Raw genomic sequence first — 25,074 nt, 5'->3', positions numbered from 1 at the left:
TGCCAGATGGTACACTTAAGGCAACAATGTTTTGAAAGGTGAGGAAGAAGAATGTACGTAGGATTTGATATTGGCGGAACAAGTATTAAATATGGGGTTTTAGATGAAACCGGAGTGATCCTTGAAAAATCAGCGATCCCCACTAGCTATGAGCCAGCCCAGTTTTATCAGGATCTACTCACGATCATCGAAGATGCCCAGAGCCGCCACACGATTGATGGCATTGGGATCAGTGCCCCAGGGATCGTTCAAAAAGACGGGTTTATGTTAACGGCTGGAGCCATCAAATCGTTATATGGTGAAAATTTTAAAGCAGTCTTGGAAGCGCGTACAGAATTGCCGGTGGCGGTGGAAAATGATGCCAATGCAGCAGCGATTGCTGAAAAATGGATCGGGAATGCGCAAGAGGTAGCCAACTATTTGTGTCTTGTCCTAGGCACTGGTGTAGGCGGTGGGATCGTGATCAATAATCAAGTCTACCGAGGTGCTCATGGCATGGCTGGTGAATTTGGCTGGATGGTGATTGATCAGCTGCCAGAAGAAGGCAATATCGAGGAAAGTTCCATCAATAAAAAAACTGCCGTCGTGGGCGGCTTGATTCGCCTCTACAATTTATCTGGCGCAGCAGTTCCTGGCTTTGAACCCACCCAAGACGCCAAAGAGATTTTTGACCGCGCGCAGCAAGGCGAAGCGTTGGCGCTGAAGCTGACGGACCAATTTCTAACGGATTTATCTGTAGGACTGATCAATTTGATTAGCTGTTTTGACCCAGAATTGGTATTGATCGGCGGCGGCATCAGTGCCAATCCTTATTTCTGGGAACGCCTGCAGGCTCGCTTGACGATCACGGAAACACGGCATGAAGCGATTAATTATTTGCGCGGACAAACCATCGCGCCTGTTCGTCCAGCGAAACTAAAAAACGATGCCGGCTTGATCGGCGCAGTCTATCAGATCCACCAACAGCTGCACCGTTAAAAGTTCGGATATGCTATACTGGTGTAAATTGATTATCTAGGACAGCGAGGAACCAGCATGGCGCTTTTTGAACAATTAAACTTGAACAAGCTCTCTGCGGTAGAACAAGAAATCTACCGTTTTATCGTCAATCACTTAGAAAAGATCCCGTATATGCGTGTGCGCGACATTGCCGATGATGCTCATGTCTCTTCGACTTCGGTCTTTCGTTTTATTCAAAAAGTCGGCTTTCAGTCGTTTCCAGAATTTCGCTTCTATATCAAAAATCATTTAGAAAAAGCCCATTTTGACGCGCATCCTGAACACTTAGGTTTAGAAGCGCGCATCAAAGGCTTGAATATGCAGATCTTCCACCCTGATGCGGAATACCAAATACGAAAACTTGCCGAAGCGATGCGGGATGCCGATTTGATCTTATTTATGGGGATGGGGGCATCCGGTGCGATCGCGCAATACGTTGCCCGCAAGCTAGCCAGTCTCGGTTACTTTAGTATCAGCATTGATGAGCTGACCTACCCAATCAAAAGCTTTTTGCGAAAAGATCAAAAAAATGTTTTGGTTTTTCTGAGTGTCTCTGGTGAAACCAAAGAACTGATCGAAGTCATTACCGGTTTAGACAATCAAGCGATCGTGCAGAAATACTGCATTACCCCTAATCGGGAAAGTACGTTGGCACGCCTGTGCGATTATTCGATCGAGTATGCGATCAAAGAGGAACGCAAAGACATCTTTCTTGATTTGACTAGTCAATTGCCTTCAGTAGCGATTTTAGAAACACTGATCGGCTATTTACAAGATTATCGTTCCAACCCTTGATGGTTCAGTTTACTGAACCATCTTTTTTTGTAACACTGTGTTCCGGATGCGGAATTTTTTTCATTTCTTGAGAGATATGTACGGAATCCGTATCCGCTTACTTTTAGCCGCTTTCATTCGCTATAATGATGGCATCAATTAAGGAAAGGTGTTATTATTATGCAAAAATTCAATGACCTGTTAGACCGCTCGTTGGTACCAATCGCAACAAAGTTGAACAATCAACGCCACGTAGCAGCGATCCGGGATGCATTCATGCTGATTTTCCCACTGACCATCGCTTCTTCTCTCGTTATTTTGGTCAACAATATTTTATTTTCCAATGAAAGTTTCATCGTGCAATTATTTCAACTGAATCGGCTTTTTCCTAATCTGGAAAGCGCCCAGCAAGTTCTAGCTTCCGTGGCGAACGGGACCATCAACATCATGAGTTTATTCATTGCGTTTCTTGTTGCCCAACTTTTAGCCAAGCATTTCCAAGCAGATGCTACGCTAGTTGGTTTGACAAGTGTCGCTGCCTTTATGATCTTGTACCCGACCTCCTTTGCAGTAGATGATGTCAATGTGATCTCCACACAATATTTAGGCGCCCAAGGGTTGTTTGTAGCTATGATCGTGGCTTGTTTGGTCGGTGAATTCTTACCGAAGCTTTTCAAGGTCAAACGATTGCAGATCAAAATGCCTGAAATGGTACCACCAGCTGTTTCCCGTTCCTTTTCTGGCATGATTCCGATCGTGATCATCGTGGCAGTCACTGCTTTGATCAATTTCTTAGTTTTAATGATTGCACCGGAAGGCATCAATGAACTTATTTACAACGGGATCCAAAGTCCATTGCGGGATCTGGGGGGCAATGTCGTCGGTGTCTTGATCTTGGCATTTTTGCAAACCACGTTGTTTGCGATTGGGATCCATGGACCAAACACATTGAATGCGGTTCGTTCAGCGATTTTTACCGAACAAGATCTAGCTAACCTAGACTTTATCAACCAGGGCGGCTCCTTGTGGGACGTTCCTTACAAAGAAACCTGGGGCGTTTTAAATGATATGTTCGCAAATATGGGCGGAACTGGTATGACATTGGGCTTGATCATTGCGATCTTCATCGCTTCAAAACGTCCAGAACAACGTGAGATCGCTAAGATGTCCTTAGTTCCAGGAATTTTCCAAATCAATGAACCGATGATCTTCGGTCTACCGATCGTCTTGAATCCAATCATGATCATTCCGTTTATTTTGACACCAATGGTCAATATTTTGGTGGGTTATTTTGTCACTGTTGTCTGGCCGATCATGCCGACCCCAGCGATTGGGGTACCATGGACGACCCCAGGAATCATTAATCTCTTTTTAGGAACTGGAGGAAATGCGATCGCTGCGGTTGTCGGTGTCGTTTGTCTTGCGATTTCGGTCTTGATCTATTTGCCTTTCGTGATCGCCTCTAACCGTTCCCAGAAAGTAGAATTATAAGCAAACGAATGAGTCGAGGAGGAATGAAATTTATGTCCGCAAAAATGCCGAAAGATTTTTTATGGGGCGGCGCGATCGCTGCCCATCAAGCGGAAGGCGCTTGGAATGTTGCTGGCCGTGGAATGAGTACCGCCGATGTCATGACGGCCGGTGGCAACGGTATTCCCCGTAAAATCACCAAAGGAGTCATTGAAGGGGAATATTACCCGAACCATGAAGCCATTGACTTTTATCACCGTTACAAAGAAGATATCCAGTTATTCAAAGAACTGGGCTTGAAATGTCTACGGACATCGATTTCTTGGAGCCGGATCTATCCAACTGGAACAGAAGAAGAACCAAATGAAGCCGGTCTCCAATACTACGATGATCTTTTCGACGAATTGCAGGCAAATGGCATCGAACCCGTCATCACTTTGTCTCACTTTGAAATGCCTTATGCCCTCTATGAAGAATTTGGTGGGTTTGCTAACAAAGAAGTGATTCCCCTCTTTGTCAAATTCGCTAAGACTGTTTTTCAACGGTATCATGACAAAGTGACGTATTGGATGACTTTCAATGAGATCAATAATCAAGCAGATGGGCAAGAGCCGCTGCACGTTTGGACCAATTCTGCCATGATCATCGAGGATGACAGTCAAAAAGAAGCACTCGTCTTTCAAGCGGGCGTCAATGAGTTGATTGCCAGTGCGGCAGCCGTGATCGAAGGCAAAAAAATCAATCCAGAGTTTCAGATTGGTTGTATGATGGCCTATGTCCCGGTCTACCCCTACTCTTGTGCGCCAGCTGATTTGATGGCATCCGTCAAAGCCAATGAACGGCGCTATTTTTACAGCGACGTCCACGTACGAGGCAAGATCCCAACCTATGTGCAAAAATATTGGGCAAAAAAAGGCATCACGATTGAGATCACGCCCGAGGAACAAGCGCTATTAAAAGCGGGAACCGTTGATTATATTGGGTTCAGCTATTACATGTCAGGAACGATCTCAACCCTTGATGAAGTGGCTGGCACACCAACTGAGGATATCCCGGGAGCAAAAATCGTGAGTAATCCTTATATCAGTGCTTCTGATTGGGGCTGGCCTATCGATCCAGTCGGGTTGCGCTATGTGTTAAATACGATCTATCAACGCTATGACTTGCCGCTATTTATCGTAGAAAATGGCTTTGGTGCTTACGATCAATTAACCAATGAACAGCAAGTCCATGATGACTACCGCATCACTTACCTGAAAGAGCATATCGAACAGATGGAAAAAGCGGTGGTTGAAGATGGTGTACCGCTATTAGGTTATACGCCTTGGGGGATCATTGATATCGTCAGCTTCGGCAGCGGCGAAATGGAGAAACGCTATGGCATGATCTATGTCGACAAAGACAATACCGGCAAAGGAACCTTGAATCGTTTGAAAAAAGATTCCTTTGCGTGGTACCAGCAAGTAATCGCCTCTAATGGTGAAACGCTCTAATTACTGCTTCCATGACTAACACAAAAACCGCCCCCTCGTTTCGCCATCCTCCTTTTTACATTAGGAGCCTGGCAACGAGGGGCGGTTTTCTTATTAAAGAGGTGCGCCATTGCGAGGATGGCTTTTCTTATCATCACTAAACACTACCTCGATGCTTGTGGTACACTATAGCTATTCATTTACTTTTACGTTAAGGAGGAACTGCATGAAGCCGATATTTCGTCCAATCCAATCTCAAGATGATGCGCCATTAGCTGCTATCATTCGCAAAAGCTTGACCAACCACCAGTTGGCGGTTCCAGGAACTGCCTATTTTGATCCCGAGTTAGACCACTTAAGTGAATTTTATGCAGCAGATCCTGCTAGCCGCCATTATTTTGTCGTCACCGATGAATCGGGTACCCTTTTAGGCGGCGGTGGTCTTGCCGCTTATGATTCAGAAGGGCAAATCGCCGAGCTGCAAAAATTTTATCTTAGTGATGCCGCCAAAGGGCAGCGTCTCAGCTATCCCCTGCTGGCGAAGATCGAGGCCAAAGCTTTTGAACTAGGCTATCGGCAACTCTATTTAGAATCCCATCATTCTTTAGAAGCTGCCTTGCATGTCTATCAAAAAGCCGGCTATCGCGCATTGTCCCAGCCACTATTGGCGGCACAGCATACCACGATGGATCGCTTTTATGTGAAAACACTCGTTGAAGAAAACGAATAGAACAGCAGCCATTCCTTGATCGCTAGGAATGGCTGCTTTTACGTTATCCTTGTCCATAATAAGCATGTTCGCCATGCTTGCGGAAATAATGTTTATCCAGCAAATAATCAGCGATCGGTGTTCGCTCTAAGGTCAAAGCTTCGGTACCTAGTGCCATTTCTGCAACCTCTTCTAAAACAATACTATTGCTGACCGCTTGTTCCGCAGATTGCCCCCAAGTAAAGGGACCGTGTCCCGCTGTGAGGACAGCTGGGCATGCAAGCGGATCTAATCCCCGCTTTTCAAACGTCTCGACAATGACTTTGCCGGTTTCTTTTTCATAGTCTGCCGTTACCTCAGAGGCCCGTAATGGTCGTGTACAAGGGACACTACCATAAAAAGTATCCGCATGCGTCGTTCCATATGCAGGAATGTCTCGCTGTGCTTGCGCCCATTTTACCGCATTTGTCGAATGCGTATGGACGATCGCCTTGACGCCTTCGAAGTGCTTATACAATAGCGCATGGGTTTTGATATCCGAGGAAGGCTTCAACGTCTTCGCCTCTTTCGGTGTTCCCGTTAAGTCGCAAACCACCATTGAATCAACCGTCATCTTCTTATAATCAACACCACTTGGTTTAATGACGATGATCCCTAAATCTCGATCAATCTCACTAACATTTCCCCAAGTCAGCTTTACTAGCCCTTCCTCAGGTAGTCTCTTATTGGCTTGATAAACTCGCTCTTTCATCAATTGAAGCTGATTGATCAAGGTAACCGACCTCCTTTAGTTTTGGTAATAAATATGCTTTGGCTTGTTCAATCTCCCCAATCGGGTCAGCGCTCGTCTCACTCCACATCTCGATGACAAAAGAACCGTTATAATTCAACCGCTTCAGCGTGCGTAAGCAGCCATCAAAATCAACACACCCAGTGCCAAACGGTACTTCTTTAAACTTTCCTCGAAACTTATCTGAGACCGCCAATGTATCTTTCAAATGAATCTGGGTAATCTCGCAAATGCCTTTTTCTAATTCATAACCGACATCATTTTCTGGCCAGGCCGACAGGTTCCCGACATCTGGATAGACTTGTAGATAGGGTGAAGGGATCTGCTCCTTGATCCGTAAATACTTTGAGATAGAATTCAGAAACGGATCATCCATGATCTCTAGTGACAAAACGACCCCCTTTTCAGACGCCCTGGCGACGGCTTCTTTTAGATTGGCAATGAACCATTCGCGGCTACAAAGACTTTTTTCCTCATAATACACATCGTATCCGGCTAATTGGATGCAGCGAATACCCAAATCTGAAGCCAAGTCGATGGCTTTTTCCATCAGATGCATCGCGTGCTTGCGCTTTTTTTCATCGATCGAACCAAAGGGAAACCGCCGATGTCCACTGAGACATAAAGACAAGATTTTGATCCCCGAGTCATAGATTGCCTCGACGATCTCTTTGCGCTGTGCTTGGTTCCACTCTAGGCGTGCCAAGCGTTCATCGGATTCATCGATGGACATTTCAATGAAGTCGAAACCTCGGTCTTTGACAAACTGCAATCGTTTCGGCCAAGAAAGGGCTTTGGGTGTTGCTTTTTCATATAGACCGATCAAACTCATAGAAAACTACCCCCAAATCCGTAAAATCTCTTGCTTGAAATCAACTGCTGCTTGTTGCGGATCGTCAGCGGCAGTGATGCCTCGTCCTGTGATAAAGGTATACACATCAATGCCAGCAAACAGAGCCAACGTCTCGACGCTCAATCCTCCCGTGACGGACACTCGAAACCCCATATCGATCAATTTACGGACTTTCGTTAAATCTTTTTCTCCCCATGTTTCACCAGCTAACAATGCGTCACGACTTTGATGATAGATGGCTTGTGAGATGCCGGCATCTAGCCACTGCTGTGCTTGCTGGTAGGTCCAGTCACCATATAATTCTACTTGGATCTCAGCAATTTCTTTTGCCGCTGCCTTCATTGTTGGGATCGTTGCTGCACAAATCACGGTCATATAATCCGCGCCAGCTTGCTGGCAGTTTTTGGCGACCGTCCCACCGGCATCGGCACATTTTGTGTCTGCTACGATCAACTTCTCCGGATACATTGCTCGGAAACAGCGTAATACCTGTTCTCCTTCTTGCAACAATAAAATAGTCCCTGCTTCAATAATATCAACCACATCGCCGACTTTTTTGATATCTGCCAGTGCACTAGCTAAATCGGAGTGATCGCAAGCAATCTGTAGTTTTGGTCTGCTCATGAAATTCCCCTCTCTTTTGTTTGACCAACCTTTTTGTTTTGCCACATCCTGTTACGCTGACTACTCCTTTGAAAGACCCGCTTCTCTGACCCGCTCAATGATTTCTTTTGGAGACATCACATTTCTGACCCCGATTACTGTTACGCCCTTTTCTTTTGCTTTATCGAACATATTGACAAAGTTCATTGGCGTAAAGACCACATCGTAATTCTTGGCGGTGCTTTTGCCTTCAGAAATCGCGCAGTGGTGGATAGAGGTGATTGTGATCCCTTCAGACTTCAAAGCTTTTTCAACACTCCGCATCATCATCAAACTTGTTCCTGATCCATTTGCACAAGATACTAATACTCTCATCGTTTTTTCCTCCTAAGAATTCATTATTTTTGTTTTTCTACATACGCATCGTAATCATCTACGATCAAGAAATATCCTTCTGGATCTCTGCGGTACTGCAATTGCGGAATCACTAATAAGATCACCACCACAAGAACCACACCAATGATGCCTAAGAATTTCATCAATACTGTAAAGAATGGCCAGACGGTCGCCCAGTCGAACATACCAAGATAGCCGCCATATTGGGACAATCCTACCCAAGTAGCGATCAAGGCCGAACCACCGATCTGAATGATGCCTGATAAGAATGGGAAAAGACAAGCCGCCTTGATACCTCCACGGTTGTTGGCAAAAACGGCAATCGCTGCATTATCAAAGAACAGTGGGATAAACCCGGCAATCACGATCGTTGGTGACCGGAACAAAATCAGTAAAGCAATCATTAAAAATTGTCCTAATGCACCGAATAAAAAGCCCACCGTCACAGCATTTGGTGAACCAAAGGCAAAGGTTGCCGCGATATCGATCCCCGGAACAGCACCTGGTAAAATCGTATTTGAGATTCCTTGAAATGACTCGGTCAATTCGGAAACGAAGGTGCGCACACCTAATTGAAGAATTGCTAAGTAGACGGCAAACATCAGTGATGTTTGTAAAATATAAAATAAGAAACTTTGTCCTTCTGCCATAAATCCTGCTGTTATTAAATAATCTTGTCCAAGTGTCACTAAAATGATACCGAAGAAAAAGAGCATCAGGATCGAAGTCGATACCATATTTTCATTGAAGACCGATAAAAAACCCGGTAGTTCGACATCTTCTAATTTCCGATTGGATTTGTTCTTTTTGAACCGTTCCGCAAGTCTCGCAAAGAAATAAACACCAAACATCTGTTGATGGGCAATCGCAAAACCAGCACCTTCCGTCAAATCTTGACAGATGCCCACGGTCAAATTGGAACCAACCGCCCAATAGCAGCCTAAGATCAAGCCCATGACAAGTAAGACTTCGATCCGACCCAAGTCTGGAAAACAAAATAGCAGTAACCAAAAGGCCGTTGCGGCTTGCTGTACTTGCACATTTCCAGTAGTAAAGACGGCCCGCAGCTTCGTATATTTTTTAAAGCGAACGAGTAAGATATTAAAAACAAAGGCAATCAATAATAAGAGCATCGTGTCACCAAAGGTGCGTCCGAATCGTTCTTCAATGCCGGCGGTGATCGCATTTTGACCAAAATACGGGTCAGTGACCATCGCATCTAATTCAAAACGCTCCTTAAGCCCCACCAAGATCGGACGGAAATTATTGACCAATCCACCAGAGCCAATCGTCAAAATCAAGTAACCAACGGTGGCTTTTAAGAAACCTGCGACACATTCAACAAACGGCCGTTTCAATAGTAAGTAACCGATCAGTACAATAAAACCGATCAAAAAAGCTGGCTGCATCAAAATATTCTGAGCAAAGTAATCCCAGCATCTCAATAAGAAATCTCCTACCACTTCCATCTAATCCCTGCTTTCTTTTTGGTCATATTTCTCCATCACCATTTCAAAATCTGCCATCGTTTTTACACCTAATAGATCTTCTACCAGCCCCTCTTCCATCAACATCTCTGATAAACCAGCGATATTGTTCATATGTGCTTCAGCGTTTTTGGCAGCGAGCATAAAGAACAACTGCGCCTCCTTGTCCGGATTATCTTCCTGAAACGAGACGGGCGCTGGAAAAATCGTCAGCCCGATCCCTGTTCCTAAGACGCCTTTGCTTTCTGCTGAAGAATGGGGCATGGCTACTTTGGGAATGATCACAATATAAGGACCGTATTGATGGACATCCCGAATGACATCTTCAATGTACTGATCCGTAATCAACGCCTTTTGCTTTAATCCTTCGCCACTCGCCCAGATAGCAGCTTCCCAGTCTTCGGGCTGTTCATGGTTGATTGCAACCAACTCATTTTCATAAAAATAACGCAGCATTACGTTTGCTCCTTTCAAATTTGGCTTTTGCAGCATCCCCCCTTCTTTTATAAGAAAGAAGGGAATGGCGTATCATTGTCGACCGAAAAAACATCTTTGAAGCCACGATAGAAATTAAATTCAAGATCATCTTTATTCGTTGGGTAGGTGAATTTGCCGCCAACTTGCCAAATATACGGTTTAAACTCATAGTTCAAACGATCTTTTTTAAACTTCCAAATCTCGGTGATCTCTTTTGGATCAGCCATAAAATTGGACCAGATATCATAATGTACGGGAATCACCACTTTGGCATTGAGGGATTCGGCCATCCGCAACATATCGACTGATGTAACTTTGTCGGTGATGCCCCGCGGGTTTTCGCCATATGCACCTAAGCAAACATCGATCTTGTACTGATTCCCATGTTTAGCAAATACATTCGAATAATGAGAATCTCCTGCATGATAAATCGCCCCACCGGAAGTCTCAAACAAGTAATTGACTGCGATACGATCCATGTCCTGTGGCATTTTTCCTTTCAAGCTGGTATCCGGATCTTCACAAGTAATCAGAGCGGTTCGATCGAATGCTTCTAAAGCGACGATTTTCACCTGCCCAATAGTCACTTCATCCCCCGGTTTGACCACGATGGTTTTTTCTTCTGGTATTCCCCATTTCAACCAAGTTGCAACGACTTCATGGGGACCGACGAATTTTGCTTCTGGACAATTTTGATGGACTGCGGCTGCGGTATTGATGTCTAAATGATCGGAATGGATGTGGGTCACCACTAACGCACCCACTCCTTTGATTGCAAATGGATCGATCACAAAGGGCTGAGTCCGTAGGTTAGGCTGCATTTCTTGTACACCACTCATTCGCATCATTTGATGGCCTTTTTTCATTTGCCCATTCCCATGACTGCGCTTGCCAGTGCCACACCAAAGGTCGCATAAAATATTGGTTCCTTCCGCACTCTTCAGCCAAATACCCGTACAGCCTAGCCACCACATGGAAACTGTGCCTTCTTTCACAAGCTCATTTTCAATCTCTTCGTTCAAATAGGTCCCCCATTCTGGAAACGTATTTAAAAGCCAACTCTCTTTCGAAACATCATTTACATGTGCCATTCTTATTCCTCCCTTGCTTATTTACACTTTGATTCTAACATATAGAAAAACGCTTTCAATCTAGTTTTATGTTAATTTAGCTTATTATATGTTAATTAACCCATAAATAAATGTGATTATTTAATATATATGGTAATGTATAGGGGATATGTTAAAATGAGTTCGAAAGAAGAAACAACAAACACATCGTTGCTTCTCAACAAGTGGTGTGGGATCATCACTTGAACTTGCGAGAATGAGGCGAGAAGGTTTTTGCTATGCAAAGGCAATCGCAATCTGGATAAACGATGAAAGACAAGAATAGAATAAAGCGCATGTAAGGAGGAAGTATCGTGAAACGTTCCAATGAAGAAGTGAGGCAAAGGAGAAAACAATTGATCGATCTGATAAAAACATCTGGTTTTTCTGATGTGAAGACCCTCAGTCATCAGTTGGGAGTATCAGAGATGACGATCCGCAGAGACTGTACCGTACTGAGTGAGATGGGTCAGATCAAACAAACCCACGGAAAAATCGAATACTGTGAAGCTTATGAAGATGAAGCGCATCCCACCGACTCGATCGAGTACATCAAAGATCGACTAGCCAAAGAAGCGGCTCGCCAAGTAAAAGATGGCGATACCCTTTTCGTCAATACGAGTACTAGCGCCGCTCAAACGTTGCGCCATCTCACAGACAAACGAATCAGTTTGTTGACGAACAATACAAGTGTGATCCAAATGGAACACCATCCAAAATCAACGATCGTTTTAAGTGGCGGCGAAATACGCTATCCTAAAGCGGCCTTGTCAGGGGATATCGCCGTGGAGTCGTTTTCTCATGTTCGTTCTGATGTTACGATCATTGGTTGTAGTGGGTTAGATTTACAGACCGGCATTTCCACTTCAGTGATCCACGAAGCCAAAGTCAATGCGAAAATCATCGAAAATTCTGGCAAGTTGATCGTTATCGCGGATTATCGAAAAATCGGTAAGCAATCCAATTTTACGATTGGCGCAATTGCGGCTATCGATCTGCTGATCACCGACCATTATTCTGATCCCAAAGTCATCGACTTGATTGAGCAACAAGGTGTTCAAGTCATCCAAGTTCCCGTCTAACCATCTTTGTCGCTAAAAAAAGCCCGACAGTTGATCTGAAAAGCCACGCCTTGCTGCCTCTTCCAACAGAAACAGCAAAGCGTGCCCTTCGATCAACCGTCGTGGCTTTTTTCGTTAAACAATCGTACGCTTCAAACGTGCTTTATGGGATGTGCCTCGTGTGAATTAGAGCCGCAGCAACCAAATCAACGCAACAGCACCCACGGTTTGGACGGCTCCAACGGAAAGACCATAGAATAAAAAGCGCGGTCCTTCTTTTAAAAACTTGCGGAAATCCAGGCGCAAACCGATGGCTGCCAACGCCGTTGTTTCAAACCACGTACTGATAAAATGAGCACCCTCATTCAACCAGCTAGGCAGCGGCAAGAAGCTGTTCAAGATACAGATGGTCAAGAAGCCCAACACATACCAAGGGATTGGCAGCCGTAGCTTACCTTTGCCTTTGGTTTTGGTGGGGGTCTTTGTCGTCATTCGTTCAAAAACAATGACGACGACTGCCAACATGATGATGCGCGCGATTTTAAAGAGCATCGCGTATTTGACGGTGTCGGCATCAATCAAACTAGCCCCCGCCACGACTTGCCCGACGGATTGCAGTGTGCCGCCAAGTAAGGCGCTTTTTTGCAATAGATCATCGCCGTATAAGGCCAAGCCTAAAAACGGCAGCGTCAGCATCATCACCGTTCCTAAAAGATTGACCAAGGTGATGATCTGCCCTTTTTCTTCATCATCGGCATCAATGGCTGGTGCGATCGCCGCAATCGCAGAGGACCCACAGACAGCATTGCCGCCTGCCATCATCAGGCTCATCTTTTGATTAAAGCCCATTTTTTTCCCTATCAAATAAGCAGCGGTAATGACCAAGCTCATCATCAGCAAAATAAAGAGAAAGCCCCGAAGACCCATTTCACTGATAGTCTGGAAAGTGACGGTAAAGCCCAGCAAAACCACCGAATATTCTAGGAGACGACTTTCCGCAACCTTCGTCCCGACTTGATAGCGTTCTTGCTTGAACAGTGTATTTCCTAAAATGATTCCTAATAAAATAGCAAGGGTTGCTCCCCCTAATTTTGGCACAGCCAAAGCCATGATTCGGGCGATGACGGCTACCGAAAAGGACAGGAACAAACCGGGAAGTATCAAAGCTGTTTGTCGTTGCTTCATTGCTTTCATCCTTTCATATAACATCCATTATACACAGATTGACCGATCAGTAGGATTTATTGGTATAATAGTTATGATTGAATTTTCTAATGGAAGGGATTGCAATGTTAAAATTATTGGAGACTTTTAAGATGGTCTATGAAACGAAAAATTTTTCGAAAGCTGCCGAATTGCTATTTATTTCGCAGCCCACGGTTTCTGCTCAAATCAAGCAGTTGGAACAAGACCTGGATACACCGCTCTTTTTACGCAATGGTCGCAAAAACGTGATCGCCACACCCCAAGCAGAGTACCTTTACGAAAAGGCACTGAATTTATTGGATGAGTGGTCGACGATCACCAGCGAGATCCATACCAACACGCAGCACCAAAGCCACTGTGCCCTAGGCATCTCTCATACCTATGCGATGGCCTTGATGCCTAACTTGATGATTGCTTTATACAACGCCTTTCCCACGGTACGTTTTCGGGTATCGATGATGAACTCCGCTGAAGTCTTAACAGCGCTTGAACAACATCAACTGGATTTAGGGATCATTGAAAAACCCTTATCCGCACCGAGTATTTTGCGTTTTCCGATTTTGAAAGATCAGCTCGTCTTAGCTGGCGATCCCCAAACCGGTCCTTGGCTCGTCCGAGAAGCGAGTTCTGGTGTCTACTATTACACTAAGCGCTATCTGGAGGAACAGAACATTCAAGGACCGATCATCGAGATCGCCAGCAATGAATTGATTGTCGCTTTGCTGAAACAAGGCTTCGGCTGTTCGATCCTTTCCAAGCGAGCCTCCCACGGCATTGGCTATCAACTGCTGGATAAAAACTTTGAGCGCCAATTTTACTTAATCCAGCGCAAAGTAGTCACAGAACCAGCCATCGAGGGATTGCGGACCTTCATTCAGGAGTGGTCGCAAAACGATCCCTCACAGGTGGCAAGCGTATAATAACAAACTGATTTTTTGGGGGAACCACCGCCTCGTGGGATTTCTTAACCTTTTCTTACGATTACGCTTCCTCGCTGCTGATCTGGTCCGATTGATTGTTTCTTAAGAAATTTGTGCTAAAATGAGGAGTACTGGCTATGGGCTCTAACGTTCCCCTTTTTGAGGGAAACTTAGACCGCCCTTTGACTACTTATGCAGTTCGTGAAGCAAACCAGTAAGAAAGGATCTTGAAATGAACGAACAAATCAAGAACAAATTAGCGCTGCTTCCTGATCAACCTGGTTGTTATTTAATGAAAGATAAAAATAACAAAATCATCTATGTTGGGAAAGCCAAAATTTTAAAAAATCGTGTCCGTTCGTATTTTACCGGCAGCCACGATACGAAAACCGAACGGCTCGTTCAAGAAATCAATGATTTTGAGTACGTCGTTACCGAATCAAATACGGAAGCTTTATTGCTGGAAATCAATTTGATTCAAAAAAACAAACCAAAATACAATATCATGTTAAAGGACGACAAGTCGTATCCTTTTATTAAAGTGACCAAAGAGCGCTATCCGCGTTTGATCATCACTCGTAAAGTTTTAAAAGACGGGGCTTTATACTTCGGCCCTTATCCTGATGCACGAGCAGCCAATGAAACCAAACGGGTGCTAGATCGCCTCTTTCCTTTACGAAAATGCGGTCCTTCTCAAAAGCGGCCTTGTCTTTATTATCATTTGGGTCAATGCGTCTGTCCTTATGTCAATAATGTAGACCCCAAGGATTATCAAAAGATCGTGGATCAAGTCAAACACTTTTTCCACGGCGGTCACGTCGATATTTTGAAAGATCTGAAAGAGAAGATGGGCGAAGCCATTGAAACATTAGAGTTTGAGCGAGCGGCTGAGCTGCGGGATCAGATCCAAGCGATCGATACCGTCATGACGCGACAAAAAATGACCTTGACCGATCTGATGGACCGTGATGTCTTTGGCTACAGTGTCGACAAAGGCTGGATGTGTGTCCAAGTATTCTTTATCCGTCAAGGAAAGCTGATCGAACGAGAAGTCTCTTTGTTTCCTTTCTACAATGAAGCGGATGAAGATTTCTTGACCTTCGTCGGCCAGTTTTACCAAAAGAATGAACACTTCATTCCCAAAGAAGTCTTTGTTCCGCAAAATGTCGATGCTGCCCCATTAGAAGCGCTGTTGGAAACCAAAGTCCTGCAGCCCCAACGAGGCGACAAAAAGAAATTGGTCGATTTGGCCAATAAAAATGCCCGCATTGCCTTGGCCCAAAAATTTGCGTTGATCGAGCGTACTGAAGAACGGACGATCGGTGCTGTGGATCGTCTAGGCGATGCCATGGGGATCCCGACACCTTATCGGATTGAAGCCTTCGATAACTCCCACATCATGGGAACCGATCCGGTTTCTGCAATGGTGGTTTTTGTCGACGGGAAGCCGTTTAAAGATGATTATCGGAAATATAAGATTCGTACCGCACAAGGCGGCGATGATTATGGCTCTATGCAAGAAGTCATCTACCGCCGATACTCTCGTGTCCTAAAAGAAAACCTGCCTTTTCCTGATCTGATCATCATCGATGGTGGGAAAGCCCAAGTCGGTGCCGCCCAAGAAGTGCTGCATAACCAGCTAGGTTTAGATATTCCCGTTGCCGGATTAGTGAAGAACAACAAACACAAAACCAGCGAGTTGATTTTCGGAGAATTTTTAGATCCGATCCAGCTGGAACGCAATTCTGTCGAATTCTTTTTGCTGCAACGGATCCAAGATGAGGTCCATCGTTTTGCGATCACCTTCCATCGCCAACTGCGCAGTAAAAACAGCTTTTCTTCCAAACTAGATGAAATTCCTGGCTTAGGACCAAAACGCAAGCAACAGCTCATGAAAACCTTCAAGTCGTTAAAAAACATCCAAGCAGCTTCCGTGGAAGAGATCCAGCAAGCTGGTATTCCCAAAGCCGTTGCGGAAACTATCTTAGCCAAACTAGGCGATCAAAACCAACCCACTTCTTAAGTCAAAACAAAAACGCTCCATAGCCAACAGTAGCTATGAAGCGTTTTTTCGTTGAAGAACCATTTTGTAAGCCGTTACTTTTTGCGGTGCTGTAACAGATCAGGCTTCATGTCTAACATGGAATAGCCACGAACATCATACCGATTGCGGCTGCAGGAATAGTCCACTGGACGTCCCGATTCTAAATAGATGATCTGTTCTAATTCCAATACTGGATCATCTGCTTGGCACGCTAAATAGGTTTGATCGTATTCATCACTTTTGGCAGCCTGAAAAGTCCGATAAGCACCAGCAAATTTGTAGCCTAAATCTTGCAACAGATAGTCATAGACGGATTCTTCCAAGATCTCTTTCGTCAAACCGCTGACCAGATCCAACGGCATATAGGAATGCTCGAGTATGTATGGATTGCCTTCTAAGATCCGCAAACGGATCACATGGTAGATTGGTTGTTCGGCAGTGATCTGAAGCATCTCTTGAATTCTTGTTGTAGGAAAACAGACTTCAAAGGTGATGACTTGGCTAGTCAACGTCCGTTTTTCTTGTTTCATCTGATAGCTCAGGCCTTTGTATTCTGTCACCGATGAGGTATCTTTGCCCCAAAAGGAATGATTCAAAACTTTGGTCCCTAAGCCGCGCTTTGTCAGCAGCAAGCCTTCCATAATCAGGATATTCACCGCATTTTTAATCGTCATTCGGCTGACGCCAAACTCTTCCACTAACTCTGTTTGATAAGGTAAAAGACTGTCTTTCGGATAAGTTCCGTCCTTGATTCTTTTACGCAGAACATCTGCGATCTCCATATATTTGGGCATTTTGCCACCTCCAAAACGTGTGTTGTATTGATTGAAAAACGAGAAAAGAACCGGCCAAACGAAAAGAGTGTCATCACACCACTGCACCTTCCAATGAAGCAGTGTGATAAGGGGTATTGCACTCTGATCGCGGCCGGATAAGGTCTATTACGTTTGGCGCTTGTTTCTAATCGACTCGATCAGACATTACGCATTTTTTAAACGGCGTGTTTCTTGAATTTGCGCCATTTTCACGAACGGCAAGTAAATAACGATCGACAAGATCAAGTTAACAGCTGCCAAGATTCCGCCAGCAATACTTTGTGTCGACAAAATACCGCCGATGATTGGTGGCGTCGTCCATGGTGCGATGACGGTACTTGCAGGAACTAAGCCAGTTGCAGTTGCAAAATAAGCAGTCGTGACTAAAACAAGTGGTGTCAACACATATGGGATGAACAAGATTGGGTTCAAGACAACGGGTAACCCAAACATCACTGGTTCATTGATCATGAACACACCTGGTGCAACGGATAGTTTTGCGACAGTCATATACGCTTTATGATGACGAGCAACTAAAAAGATCGCAATCAGAAGACCTAGTGTCGCGCCTGTTCCGCCGATGTTCACGAAAGAATCAAAGAATGGTTTGTTGACGATATAAGGCAAATCTGTTCCTGCTTCTAATGCTCGTGCGTTTGCTTCGATCGCTGGCACATTGATCGTTTGCATGAACGGGTCGATGATGTTGGCACCATGCAAACCAAAGAACCATAAGAATGCAGAGATAAAACCTAATAGCAAAGCAGCTGGGTAAGAGTTTGCCAAGCCCATGAATGGTTGTTGCACCAATTCATAGAAGGACAATACGATACTTGTCACACCAAATGCTTGGAAAATTGCTGTAAACAAAGCAAAGATCGATACGGTGATCATTGCTGGGAATAACGCAGCAAATGAACGTGAGACTGCTGGTGGTACGCCATCAGGCATGTTGATGACTAAGCGTGGGTTGCCAGCTAGACGACGGAAGATCTCAGTAGAAATGATCGATACGATTAATGCTAAAAATAATCCTTGAGAACCAAGTCCGGCAGCTGTTAACAAACCATCTGGGCCTGTCGCCATTGCACCTAATGCGAAGAAACTTGCAACTGAGATCGCCCCAGCACCTAATGCGTCTTGATTGTAGCTTTTAGCTAAATTATACGCGACTGTGAAAGCGATTAACAGACCAAGTATTGAAAAAGTACCTGCTGACAAGTTGTTCCCAAAGGCTTGCCATGTCCCTTCACCAAAAATGCCATTCATAAAATCAATATAGGCAGGAATTGGTAAGTTGTTGATCAATACCCCAAAAGAGCCTAAGATCATCAACGGCATCGTTACGATAAATCCGTCACGAATGGCCACTAGATGTCTTTGAGAGCCTATTTTAGAAGCGATCGGAATAAAGTGCTTCTCCATAAATCCAATAAATTTATCCATTGTTTTTTCTCCTTTCAAACCCTAAACAAAATAATGAAACCGATTTCTACTAAAGAATACCACGAGAACGTTTCCATGTCTAGTCTTTTCTTTATCAAAACTGCGCTTTTGTTTAACCCAGCTTATCATTTGCAAAAACAGGTGGTTTTTTAATAGAGAATTCCCTTCGGAACAAGACAGAAAAATCCGCGATTTTACACAAAAAAAGCAATGCTGGCCCCTACAGCATTGCTTTTTTCATTGTTATTAAAAGCCGTTATTATCTGAAACTTCTTTAAACCAACGACCTGATTTTTTCACTGTTCGTTTAGCATCATTTGCTAAGTCAACGGAGATAAATCCGTAACGGTTCTTGTAAGCATTGGTCCATGACCAGTTGTCCATGCAGGTCCACATATGGTAGCCAACACAATTGGTTCCTTCTTGGATCGCTTGGTGGACATACTTCAAGTGGTCAGAGACAAACTCGATGCGGTAATCATCTTCGATCACGCCATTAGCATTGACGAAACGTTCTTCTCCTTCGACACCCATGCCATTTTCAGAAATGTAGCACTTGATATTGCCATAGTTTTCTCGCGTGTTTGTCAAAATATCATAGATCCCTTTTTCATAGATTTCCCATCCACGATACGGGTTCATTTTCTTGTTCGGCATATCATAGTTATCAAAGTAATCATCTGGCATTGGACTTTTCGCTTGATCGATCGGTGATTCTTTCTTCATGATACGACGAGGTTGGTAATAATTGATCCCCAACAAGTCGATCGTATTTTCGCGAATTGTTTGTAAATCATCAGCTTCCATCGCTGGTACCATATCTAATTCCTTGACGATGGTCACTAATTCTTCTGGGAACGTGCCTTTGACCGCAGGGTCTAAGAAAGAGCGATTAAAGAAGGCATCTGCGATTTGCGCTGCTTTGACATCCTCTGGATCGTTCTCATCTCTTGGATAGCTTGGCGTCAAGTTCAAGATGATGCCGATCTCCCCACCAAGGTTCATCTCATGGTAGACTTTGATGGCTTTAGCACTCGCCAACGTTTCGTGGAACCCAACTTGGACTGCATGTTTCATGTTGATCTCATTCGGATAATGGAATTGGTAAAGATAGCCGCCTTCAACAGGGACGATCGGTTCATTATGAGTGAACCATTTCTTGACACGATCACCAAATAACGTAAAGCAGGTTTGCGCAAACGCGACATAGGCATCCACGGTCTCTCGGTTCAACCAGCCGCCTTTTTCTTGCAGCGCCATTGGCATATCGAAGTGGTATAAATTCATGAAAGGTTCGATCCCGTTGGCGATCAACTCATCAATGTAGGCATTGTAAAAATCAACGGCTTTTTGATTGACTTCTCCTTTGCCCTGCGGGAAAAGACGACTCCATTGGATCGACGTCCGAAACGTCGTATGGCCGGTTTCTTTCATGAGTTGAATATCTTCTTGATAGCGTGTGTAGACTTGCGAGGTTTTTTCAGGACCTACCCTATTGAAAAATTTCTCTGGTTCTTGCTGATACCAGTAATCCCAGATGCTTGCCCCTTTGCCATCACCTTCAAATACACCTTCTGTTTGTGGGCCACTAGCGGCTGACCCCCACCAAAAGCCTGCTGGAAATTGATAATCCATCTTCATTCACTCCTCATTTTTTCTTTGCTGCCCTAATCATAAAGGAAGCAGTTACAAAAATCAATCTTTTTTAAAATAAATGTATAGACATTTAAAATAAAACATGATACATTATCAATGTAATCGATTGCAAAAAGAAATTTAAGGAGTGAACTAATAATGAATGGTTTTATGGATAAGTTATCTGAAAAGATTTTGCCCTTGGCGAATGCCTTAGGACAAAATCGCTACCTGACCGTCTTGCGGGACGCGTTTATGCTTTCGTTCCCAATCACTATGTTTGGATCGATCGTGGTCGTTTTAAACAACCTGCCCTTCTTCAGTGATGCCACTAAAGGAACATTAGGAACGCTGTTTGGCAATGGGCAAAATGCAACAATGAGTATCATGACTGTTTTCGTTACTTTCGGTATCGGCTATTATTTATCAAAATCATATGATGTGGAAGGGATTTTTGGCGGCGCCGTTTCTTTTGCCAGCTTTTTGATCTTAACTCCTTTCTTTATGACTACTGAATCTGGCGAAACGATCTCCGGCGTGCTATCTCTTGATCGTCTTGGCGCAAAAGGGATGTTTATCGGGATGATCGCAGCATTTTTGGCAGCTGAAATCTATTGCCGCATCACAAAACGCGGCTGGCAGATCAAAATGCCTGATGGGGTACCACCAGCAGTTTCTAAATCTTTTGCCGCTTTGATTCCAGCAATTATCACCTTAACGGTATTCTTAGTGATCAATGCCATCATGACGGGTGTCTTCAATGCCAACTTGCATGACCTGGTTTATGAATTGATCCAAAAACCATTGACTGGACTAGGCAGCAGCTTGCCAGCAACTCTATTGGCTTTGTTCTTTGTTCAATTCCTTTGGTTCTTCGGTCTACATGGTCAAATCATCGTCAACTCTGTGATGGACCCGATTTGGAATACATTGATGTTAGACAACTTAGAAGCGTATCAAAATGGGGATGCACTGCCGCATATCGTCACAAAACCATTTATGGAAACCTTTACTGTTGGATTAGGCGGTTCTGGTATGACGTTAGCCGTTGTTATCTTGATGGCTTTCGTATTGAAGAAAAAACAATACCGCGATGTGGGTCGCTTGGCTTTAGCACCAGGGATCTTTAACGTCAACGAACCAGCAATCTTCGGTATGCCGATCGTCTTGAATGCGACAATCCTGATTCCTTGGGTCGTGGCACCTCTTGTGGTAACGACCTTCAACTACTTAGTGATGGCGGCTGGACTTGTTCCTGCACCAACTGGTGTTTCTGTTCCTTGGACCGTTCCAGTGGTCTTCAGTGGTGTCTTAGCAACCAACTCTTGGTTAGGTGGTTTGCTGCAAGTCATTGACGTGGTGATCGTCGGCTTAATCTGGTATCCATTCTTACGTGTTTTAGATCGCCAAGCAGAACCATCGATCGATTAAGCGCAACGGCTGGCTGAATTTTTTCAGTCAGCCGTTCTTTTTATAAAAAAACCAAGGTTTGATTGTCGAAACCGCTTTTTTCAGCTATACTTCTTGCGAGGTGATCAGATGCCAAAATACCAAGAAATTGCCAATATTTTACGCACACGTATCAAAAACAAAACGTATCCGCCTGACAGCTTACTGCCGAATCAAACTGATTTAGTCGAAGAATTCGGAGTCAGCCGGATGACCGTCAAAAAAGCCATCGGTATTTTAGCCATGGAAGGACTGGTTTATTCTCAGCGGGGCGCTGGAACAAAAATATTGAACCACCCATTCTTAAAAAAAGACACCACTGCTTTAACGGTCTATGAAGGCTTGTCAACAGAAATGGGCAAAGCTGGCCGCAAGCTAGTCAGTCAGGTCATCGATTTTCAAGTCGAATTTCCTGACCAAACGATCCAAGAAAAGTTGATGTTGACGGAAGAACAGCCGATCTATAGTATTGTCCGCTTGCGGATTCTTGAAGACCAGCCGTTTATTTTAGAATATACCTATATGCCGGTCCATTTGGTGCCCAATTTAACTCGTGGCCATTTAGAAAGTTCTATCTATCGTTATGTCAAAGAGGAACTAGGGGTCCAGTTTGCTGGGGCCTACCGCACCATCGCCGCTGATAAAAGTACCGCGTACGATCAACAGTATTTGGACTGTAAAGCCGATGATCCGGTCTTAGAGATTGAACAGATCGTCTATCAGAAAAATGGCTCACCCATCGAATTTTCCCGTAGTCGCAACCGTTATGACGTGCGGGCCTACTCTTATTTAGATGTCCAGCACTAAAAAGACCTATCCACGGTTTTCTTCCATCAGAAACCGTGGGCAGGTCTTTTTGTTGTTGCATTCGTTGCTTCGTTTATTTTTTTGCTGAGGGTTGGAATCGTTTCAGCCGCAAGGCATTTAATAAAACGGATACCGAGCTGAAGCTCATGGCCGCCCCGGCGATCATTGGATTGAGCAAGGGGCCGCCGAAAAGATGCAACACACCCATTGCGACAGGAATGCCTAAGACGTTATAAGCAAAAGCCCAGAAAAGATTTTCTTTGATGTTTTTGATGGTTGCCCGACTTAACTCGATCGCTGATGGGACGTCCATCAGATCGCTGCGCATCAGTACGATGTCTGCCGATTCGATGGCGACATCGGTACCAGAGCCAATCGCGATCCCTACATCGGCTTGGGCTAACGCCGGCGCATCATTGATCCCGTCACCTACCATCGCAACCTTTTGGCCTTTGGCTTGCAGGCCGGCTACTTTGGCGGCTTTATCTTCTGGCAAGACGTCACTGATTACTTCATCGATACCGACTTGTTTGGCGATGGCTTGGGCTGTCCGAGCATTGTCGCCAGTGATCATTGCTACGTACAAGCCCATTTGATGCAGACGTTCAATGGCTTTTCGACTGCTTTCTTTGATAGTATCTGCCACAGCGATGATCCCGATCGCTTCGCCGTCTTTGGCAACATACATCGGTGTTTTCCCTTCGTGAGCCAATTGTTGGGCTTGCTCGATCAGGCCATCGATGGCAACGTTTTGTTTTTCCAGCCATTTCTGGTTGCCTAATAGGACTGGACTGCCAGCAATCGTGCCTTGAATCCCATGCCCCGGAATCGCTTCAAACCCGTCAACTTCTTGCAGGGCGAGGGCTTGCGTGCGGGCTTCGATCACAATGGCTTCGCCTAATGGATGTTCTGAGCCTTTTTCAACAGAAGCCGCCAGCTGCAGCAATTCCGTCGGCGTGTGGTTGCCGGCAGGCAGGAGATCGGTTACGACTGGTTTGCCTTCTGTGATCGTGCCGGTTTTATCAAAGACGATCGTCGTCACGTTTCTAGCTGTTTCTAACGCATCGCCGCTTTTGATCAAGACGCCATTTTCTGCCCCTTTGCCCGCACCCACCATGATGGCGGTCGGTGTCGCTAATCCTAAGGCACACGGACAAGCAATCACTAATACAGAGATCGTAATGGTCAATGAGAAGATCCAGGTTTCTTGTCCTAAGAAAAACCAGGCAAGTCCTGCAAAAACCGCCAAGACCATGACAATCGGGACAAACACACCCGAAACTTTATCTGCCATGCGGGCAATCGGCGCTTTGGAGCCTTGGGCATTTTCTACTAACTGAATGATTTGCGCTAACGTTGAATCTTCTCCCACATTGGTGGCTTCGTATTGAAACGAGCCATTTTTGTTGATACTAGCGCCGATCACCCGATCACCGACTTGTTTTTCGATAGGTAAGCTTTCTCCGGTGATCATTGATTCATCGATGGCAGAGCGTCCTTGGGTAACGATCCCATCCACAGGAATCTTTTCACCAGGTCGTACGACTAAGATATCGCCGGCTGCGACTTCTTCAATACCCACTTCGACTTCTTCGGCTTGATTCCCGCTGCCGCGAAGCACGCGGGCTTTTTTCGGTGCGAGATCCAACAACTTCTTGATGGCTTCGGAGGTTTTGCCCTTTGAGACCGACTCAAGGTATTTTCCTAAGGTCACTAATGCCAAAATAACGGCGGCCGTTTCATAGTACAAGTGCATCGCATAGTGGGTCGTGCCCAGGTAGACCATCACGGTCCCATAAATACTATAAAAGAAGGCAGCACTGGTTCCCAATGCGACGAGGGAATCCATGTTAGGATGGCCTTTCCAAAGCGCTTTGAAACCAGCAATGTAAAAGGCGCGACCGAGGACCATCACCGGTAAGACTAAAATCAATTGAGTGGTAACGAAATTGACTGGATAGGCCATTGGATCTAAAAAGCCAGGGATCGGCAAACCGATCATTTCCCCCATCGTCAAATAGAACAAGGGGATCGTAAAGAGCGCCGAAAGCCAAAACCGTTGCCATAAAGCACGAATCTCTGCCTGTTTTGAATCCGCCTTGTCGGCAGAAGCGGTCGGCAGCTGTGCGTCATAGCCCGCCTCTTTCACGGCAGCTGCGATCTTCGCGGCGGACACTTGGTCTTGTTGATAGCTGACCGTCAGTTTTTCTGTCGCCAGATTGACGGAGGCTTGCTCCACACCCGCTAATTTTTGGACAGCTTTTTCTACTGTTTGGGCACAAGACGCACAGGTCATGCCCGAGATGGCAAAGGTCTCTTGTCTTTGAGAGCCGATCAGTTGATAGCCCGCTGCTTTGATGGCCTCAGCGAGTGTTTCTTCGGTGAGCTGCTGCTCATCATAACGAATATGTAATTTTTCAGTAGCCAAATTGACAGCTGCTTGGTCGACCCCCGCCAGCTTGCTGACTGTTTTTTCGACTGTCTGGGAACAAGACGCACAGGTCATCCCTTTTACCCCATAATTCTTTTCGATCATTGTTTCCTTCCTCCTT

At 44.9% G+C, this 25,074-nt stretch carries 22 protein-coding genes; 10 read left to right on the top strand and 12 right to left on the bottom strand.

Features of this window, described 5'->3' with window-relative positions; all coding sequences use genetic code 11:
* Nucleotides 1–51: 51 nt before the first annotated feature.
* From IGK63_RS00860 to IGK63_RS00840, 5 genes are all read left to right on the top strand, one after another.
* Nucleotides 52–978: an ROK family protein gene (locus IGK63_RS00860; protein WP_016611574.1), complete on the top strand. Its 927-nt coding sequence runs from the start codon at nt 52–54 to the stop codon at nt 976–978.
* A gap of 57 nt (nt 979–1,035) precedes the next feature.
* Nucleotides 1,036–1,794, top strand: a complete 759-nt coding sequence (locus tag IGK63_RS00855; RefSeq protein ID WP_005232695.1) for a MurR/RpiR family transcriptional regulator — start codon at nt 1,036–1,038, stop codon at nt 1,792–1,794.
* Between the two features lie 159 nt (nt 1,795–1,953).
* Nucleotides 1,954–3,264, top strand: a complete 1,311-nt coding sequence (locus IGK63_RS00850) for a PTS sugar transporter subunit IIC (protein WP_008376519.1) — start codon at nt 1,954–1,956, stop codon at nt 3,262–3,264.
* A 32-nt stretch (nt 3,265–3,296) separates the two neighbouring features.
* Nucleotides 3,297–4,736 (top strand): 6-phospho-beta-glucosidase, encoded by a 1,440-nt coding sequence (locus IGK63_RS00845; protein WP_034872089.1) that lies wholly within the window; start codon nt 3,297–3,299, stop codon nt 4,734–4,736.
* Between the two features lie 205 nt (nt 4,737–4,941).
* Nucleotides 4,942–5,445 carry a GNAT family N-acetyltransferase gene (locus IGK63_RS00840; protein WP_005232701.1) on the top strand — a complete coding sequence of 168 codons (504 nt, stop codon included), beginning with the start codon at nt 4,942–4,944 and terminating at the stop codon, nt 5,443–5,445.
* 43 nt (nt 5,446–5,488) lie between these two features.
* On the opposite strand, the gene araD is transcribed toward IGK63_RS00840, so the two are convergent.
* The 7 genes from araD to ulaG are packed head-to-tail and all read right to left on the bottom strand — an operon-like array spanning nt 5,489 to nt 11,121.
* A complete protein-coding gene (araD, locus tag IGK63_RS00835; protein WP_016611578.1) occupies nt 5,489–6,175 on the bottom strand; it encodes an L-ribulose-5-phosphate 4-epimerase AraD in 687 nt (228 codons plus the stop codon).
* Nucleotides 6,147–7,046 carry an L-ribulose-5-phosphate 3-epimerase gene (locus IGK63_RS00830; RefSeq protein ID WP_016611579.1) on the bottom strand — a complete coding sequence of 300 codons (900 nt, stop codon included), beginning with the start codon at nt 7,044–7,046 and terminating at the stop codon, nt 6,147–6,149. The genes araD and IGK63_RS00830 overlap by 29 nt, the downstream gene beginning before the upstream one ends.
* Nucleotides 7,047–7,052: 6 nt before the next feature.
* Nucleotides 7,053–7,691, bottom strand: a complete 639-nt coding sequence (locus IGK63_RS00825) for a 3-keto-L-gulonate-6-phosphate decarboxylase UlaD (RefSeq protein ID WP_034872090.1) — start codon at nt 7,689–7,691, stop codon at nt 7,053–7,055.
* 60 nt (nt 7,692–7,751) lie between these two features.
* A complete protein-coding gene (locus tag IGK63_RS00820; protein WP_008376531.1) occupies nt 7,752–8,045 on the bottom strand; it encodes a PTS sugar transporter subunit IIB in 294 nt (97 codons plus the stop codon).
* A gap of 23 nt (nt 8,046–8,068) precedes the next feature.
* On the bottom strand, nt 8,069–9,535 hold the full coding sequence (locus tag IGK63_RS00815) for a PTS ascorbate transporter subunit IIC (RefSeq protein WP_016611581.1): 1,467 nt from the start codon (nt 9,533–9,535) through the stop codon (nt 8,069–8,071).
* Nucleotides 9,536–10,009 (bottom strand): PTS sugar transporter subunit IIA, encoded by a 474-nt coding sequence (locus IGK63_RS00810; RefSeq protein ID WP_005232715.1) that lies wholly within the window; start codon nt 10,007–10,009, stop codon nt 9,536–9,538.
* A gap of 47 nt (nt 10,010–10,056) precedes the next feature.
* Nucleotides 10,057–11,121: an L-ascorbate 6-phosphate lactonase gene (gene ulaG, locus IGK63_RS00805; RefSeq protein ID WP_016611583.1), complete on the bottom strand. Its 1,065-nt coding sequence runs from the start codon at nt 11,119–11,121 to the stop codon at nt 10,057–10,059.
* 332 nt (nt 11,122–11,453) lie between these two features.
* Here ulaG and IGK63_RS00800 point away from each other — a divergent pair, with 332 nt between their 5' ends.
* Nucleotides 11,454–12,221: a DeoR/GlpR family DNA-binding transcription regulator gene (locus IGK63_RS00800; RefSeq protein WP_005232717.1), complete on the top strand. Its 768-nt coding sequence runs from the start codon at nt 11,454–11,456 to the stop codon at nt 12,219–12,221.
* Nucleotides 12,222–12,386: 165 nt separating this feature from the next.
* On the opposite strand, the gene IGK63_RS00795 is transcribed toward IGK63_RS00800, so the two are convergent.
* Nucleotides 12,387–13,409, bottom strand: a complete 1,023-nt coding sequence (locus tag IGK63_RS00795; protein WP_016619553.1) for a YeiH family protein — start codon at nt 13,407–13,409, stop codon at nt 12,387–12,389.
* A 65-nt stretch (nt 13,410–13,474) separates the two neighbouring features.
* Between IGK63_RS00795 and IGK63_RS00790 the strand changes: the two genes are divergently transcribed.
* Both IGK63_RS00790 and uvrC read left to right on the top strand, forming a co-directional pair.
* The gene (locus IGK63_RS00790; protein WP_016611586.1) at nt 13,475–14,326 is read left to right on the top strand and encodes a LysR family transcriptional regulator; all 852 of its coding nucleotides are present in this window, start codon (nt 13,475–13,477) and stop codon (nt 14,324–14,326) included.
* A gap of 232 nt (nt 14,327–14,558) precedes the next feature.
* Nucleotides 14,559–16,349: an excinuclease ABC subunit UvrC gene (gene uvrC, locus IGK63_RS00785; RefSeq protein ID WP_005232721.1), complete on the top strand. Its 1,791-nt coding sequence runs from the start codon at nt 14,559–14,561 to the stop codon at nt 16,347–16,349.
* Nucleotides 16,350–16,423: 74 nt separating this feature from the next.
* Here uvrC and IGK63_RS00780 read toward each other — a convergent pair whose 3' ends face one another.
* From IGK63_RS00780 to IGK63_RS00770, 3 genes are all read right to left on the bottom strand, one after another.
* Nucleotides 16,424–17,164 carry a GntR family transcriptional regulator gene (locus IGK63_RS00780; RefSeq protein ID WP_008376546.1) on the bottom strand — a complete coding sequence of 247 codons (741 nt, stop codon included), beginning with the start codon at nt 17,162–17,164 and terminating at the stop codon, nt 16,424–16,426.
* Nucleotides 17,165–17,350: 186 nt separating this feature from the next.
* Nucleotides 17,351–18,631 carry a PTS sugar transporter subunit IIC gene (locus IGK63_RS00775; protein ID WP_005232725.1) on the bottom strand — a complete coding sequence of 427 codons (1,281 nt, stop codon included), beginning with the start codon at nt 18,629–18,631 and terminating at the stop codon, nt 17,351–17,353.
* Nucleotides 18,632–18,877: 246 nt separating this feature from the next.
* On the bottom strand, nt 18,878–20,266 hold the full coding sequence (locus IGK63_RS00770) for a glycoside hydrolase family 1 protein (protein ID WP_008376549.1): 1,389 nt from the start codon (nt 20,264–20,266) through the stop codon (nt 18,878–18,880).
* Nucleotides 20,267–20,425: 159 nt separating this feature from the next.
* Here IGK63_RS00770 and celB point away from each other — a divergent pair, with 159 nt between their 5' ends.
* Nucleotides 20,426–21,697, top strand: a complete 1,272-nt coding sequence (celB, locus tag IGK63_RS00765) for a PTS cellobiose transporter subunit IIC (protein WP_005226670.1) — start codon at nt 20,426–20,428, stop codon at nt 21,695–21,697.
* A gap of 108 nt (nt 21,698–21,805) precedes the next feature.
* Complete coding sequence (locus tag IGK63_RS00760) at nt 21,806–22,522, top strand: GntR family transcriptional regulator (protein WP_005226669.1); 717 nt, start codon at nt 21,806–21,808, stop codon at nt 22,520–22,522.
* Between the two features lie 73 nt (nt 22,523–22,595).
* Here IGK63_RS00760 and IGK63_RS00755 read toward each other — a convergent pair whose 3' ends face one another.
* Nucleotides 22,596–25,058 carry a heavy metal translocating P-type ATPase gene (locus IGK63_RS00755; RefSeq protein WP_016619548.1) on the bottom strand — a complete coding sequence of 821 codons (2,463 nt, stop codon included), beginning with the start codon at nt 25,056–25,058 and terminating at the stop codon, nt 22,596–22,598.
* Nucleotides 25,059–25,074 lie beyond the last annotated feature (16 nt).

It is taken from the genome of Enterococcus sp. AZ040 (assembly GCF_050499185.1).
GTDB classification, from domain to species: domain Bacteria; phylum Bacillota; class Bacilli; order Lactobacillales; family Enterococcaceae; genus Enterococcus_D; species Enterococcus_D entomosocium.
This window is presented reverse-complemented; position numbering and strand designations above follow the sequence as displayed.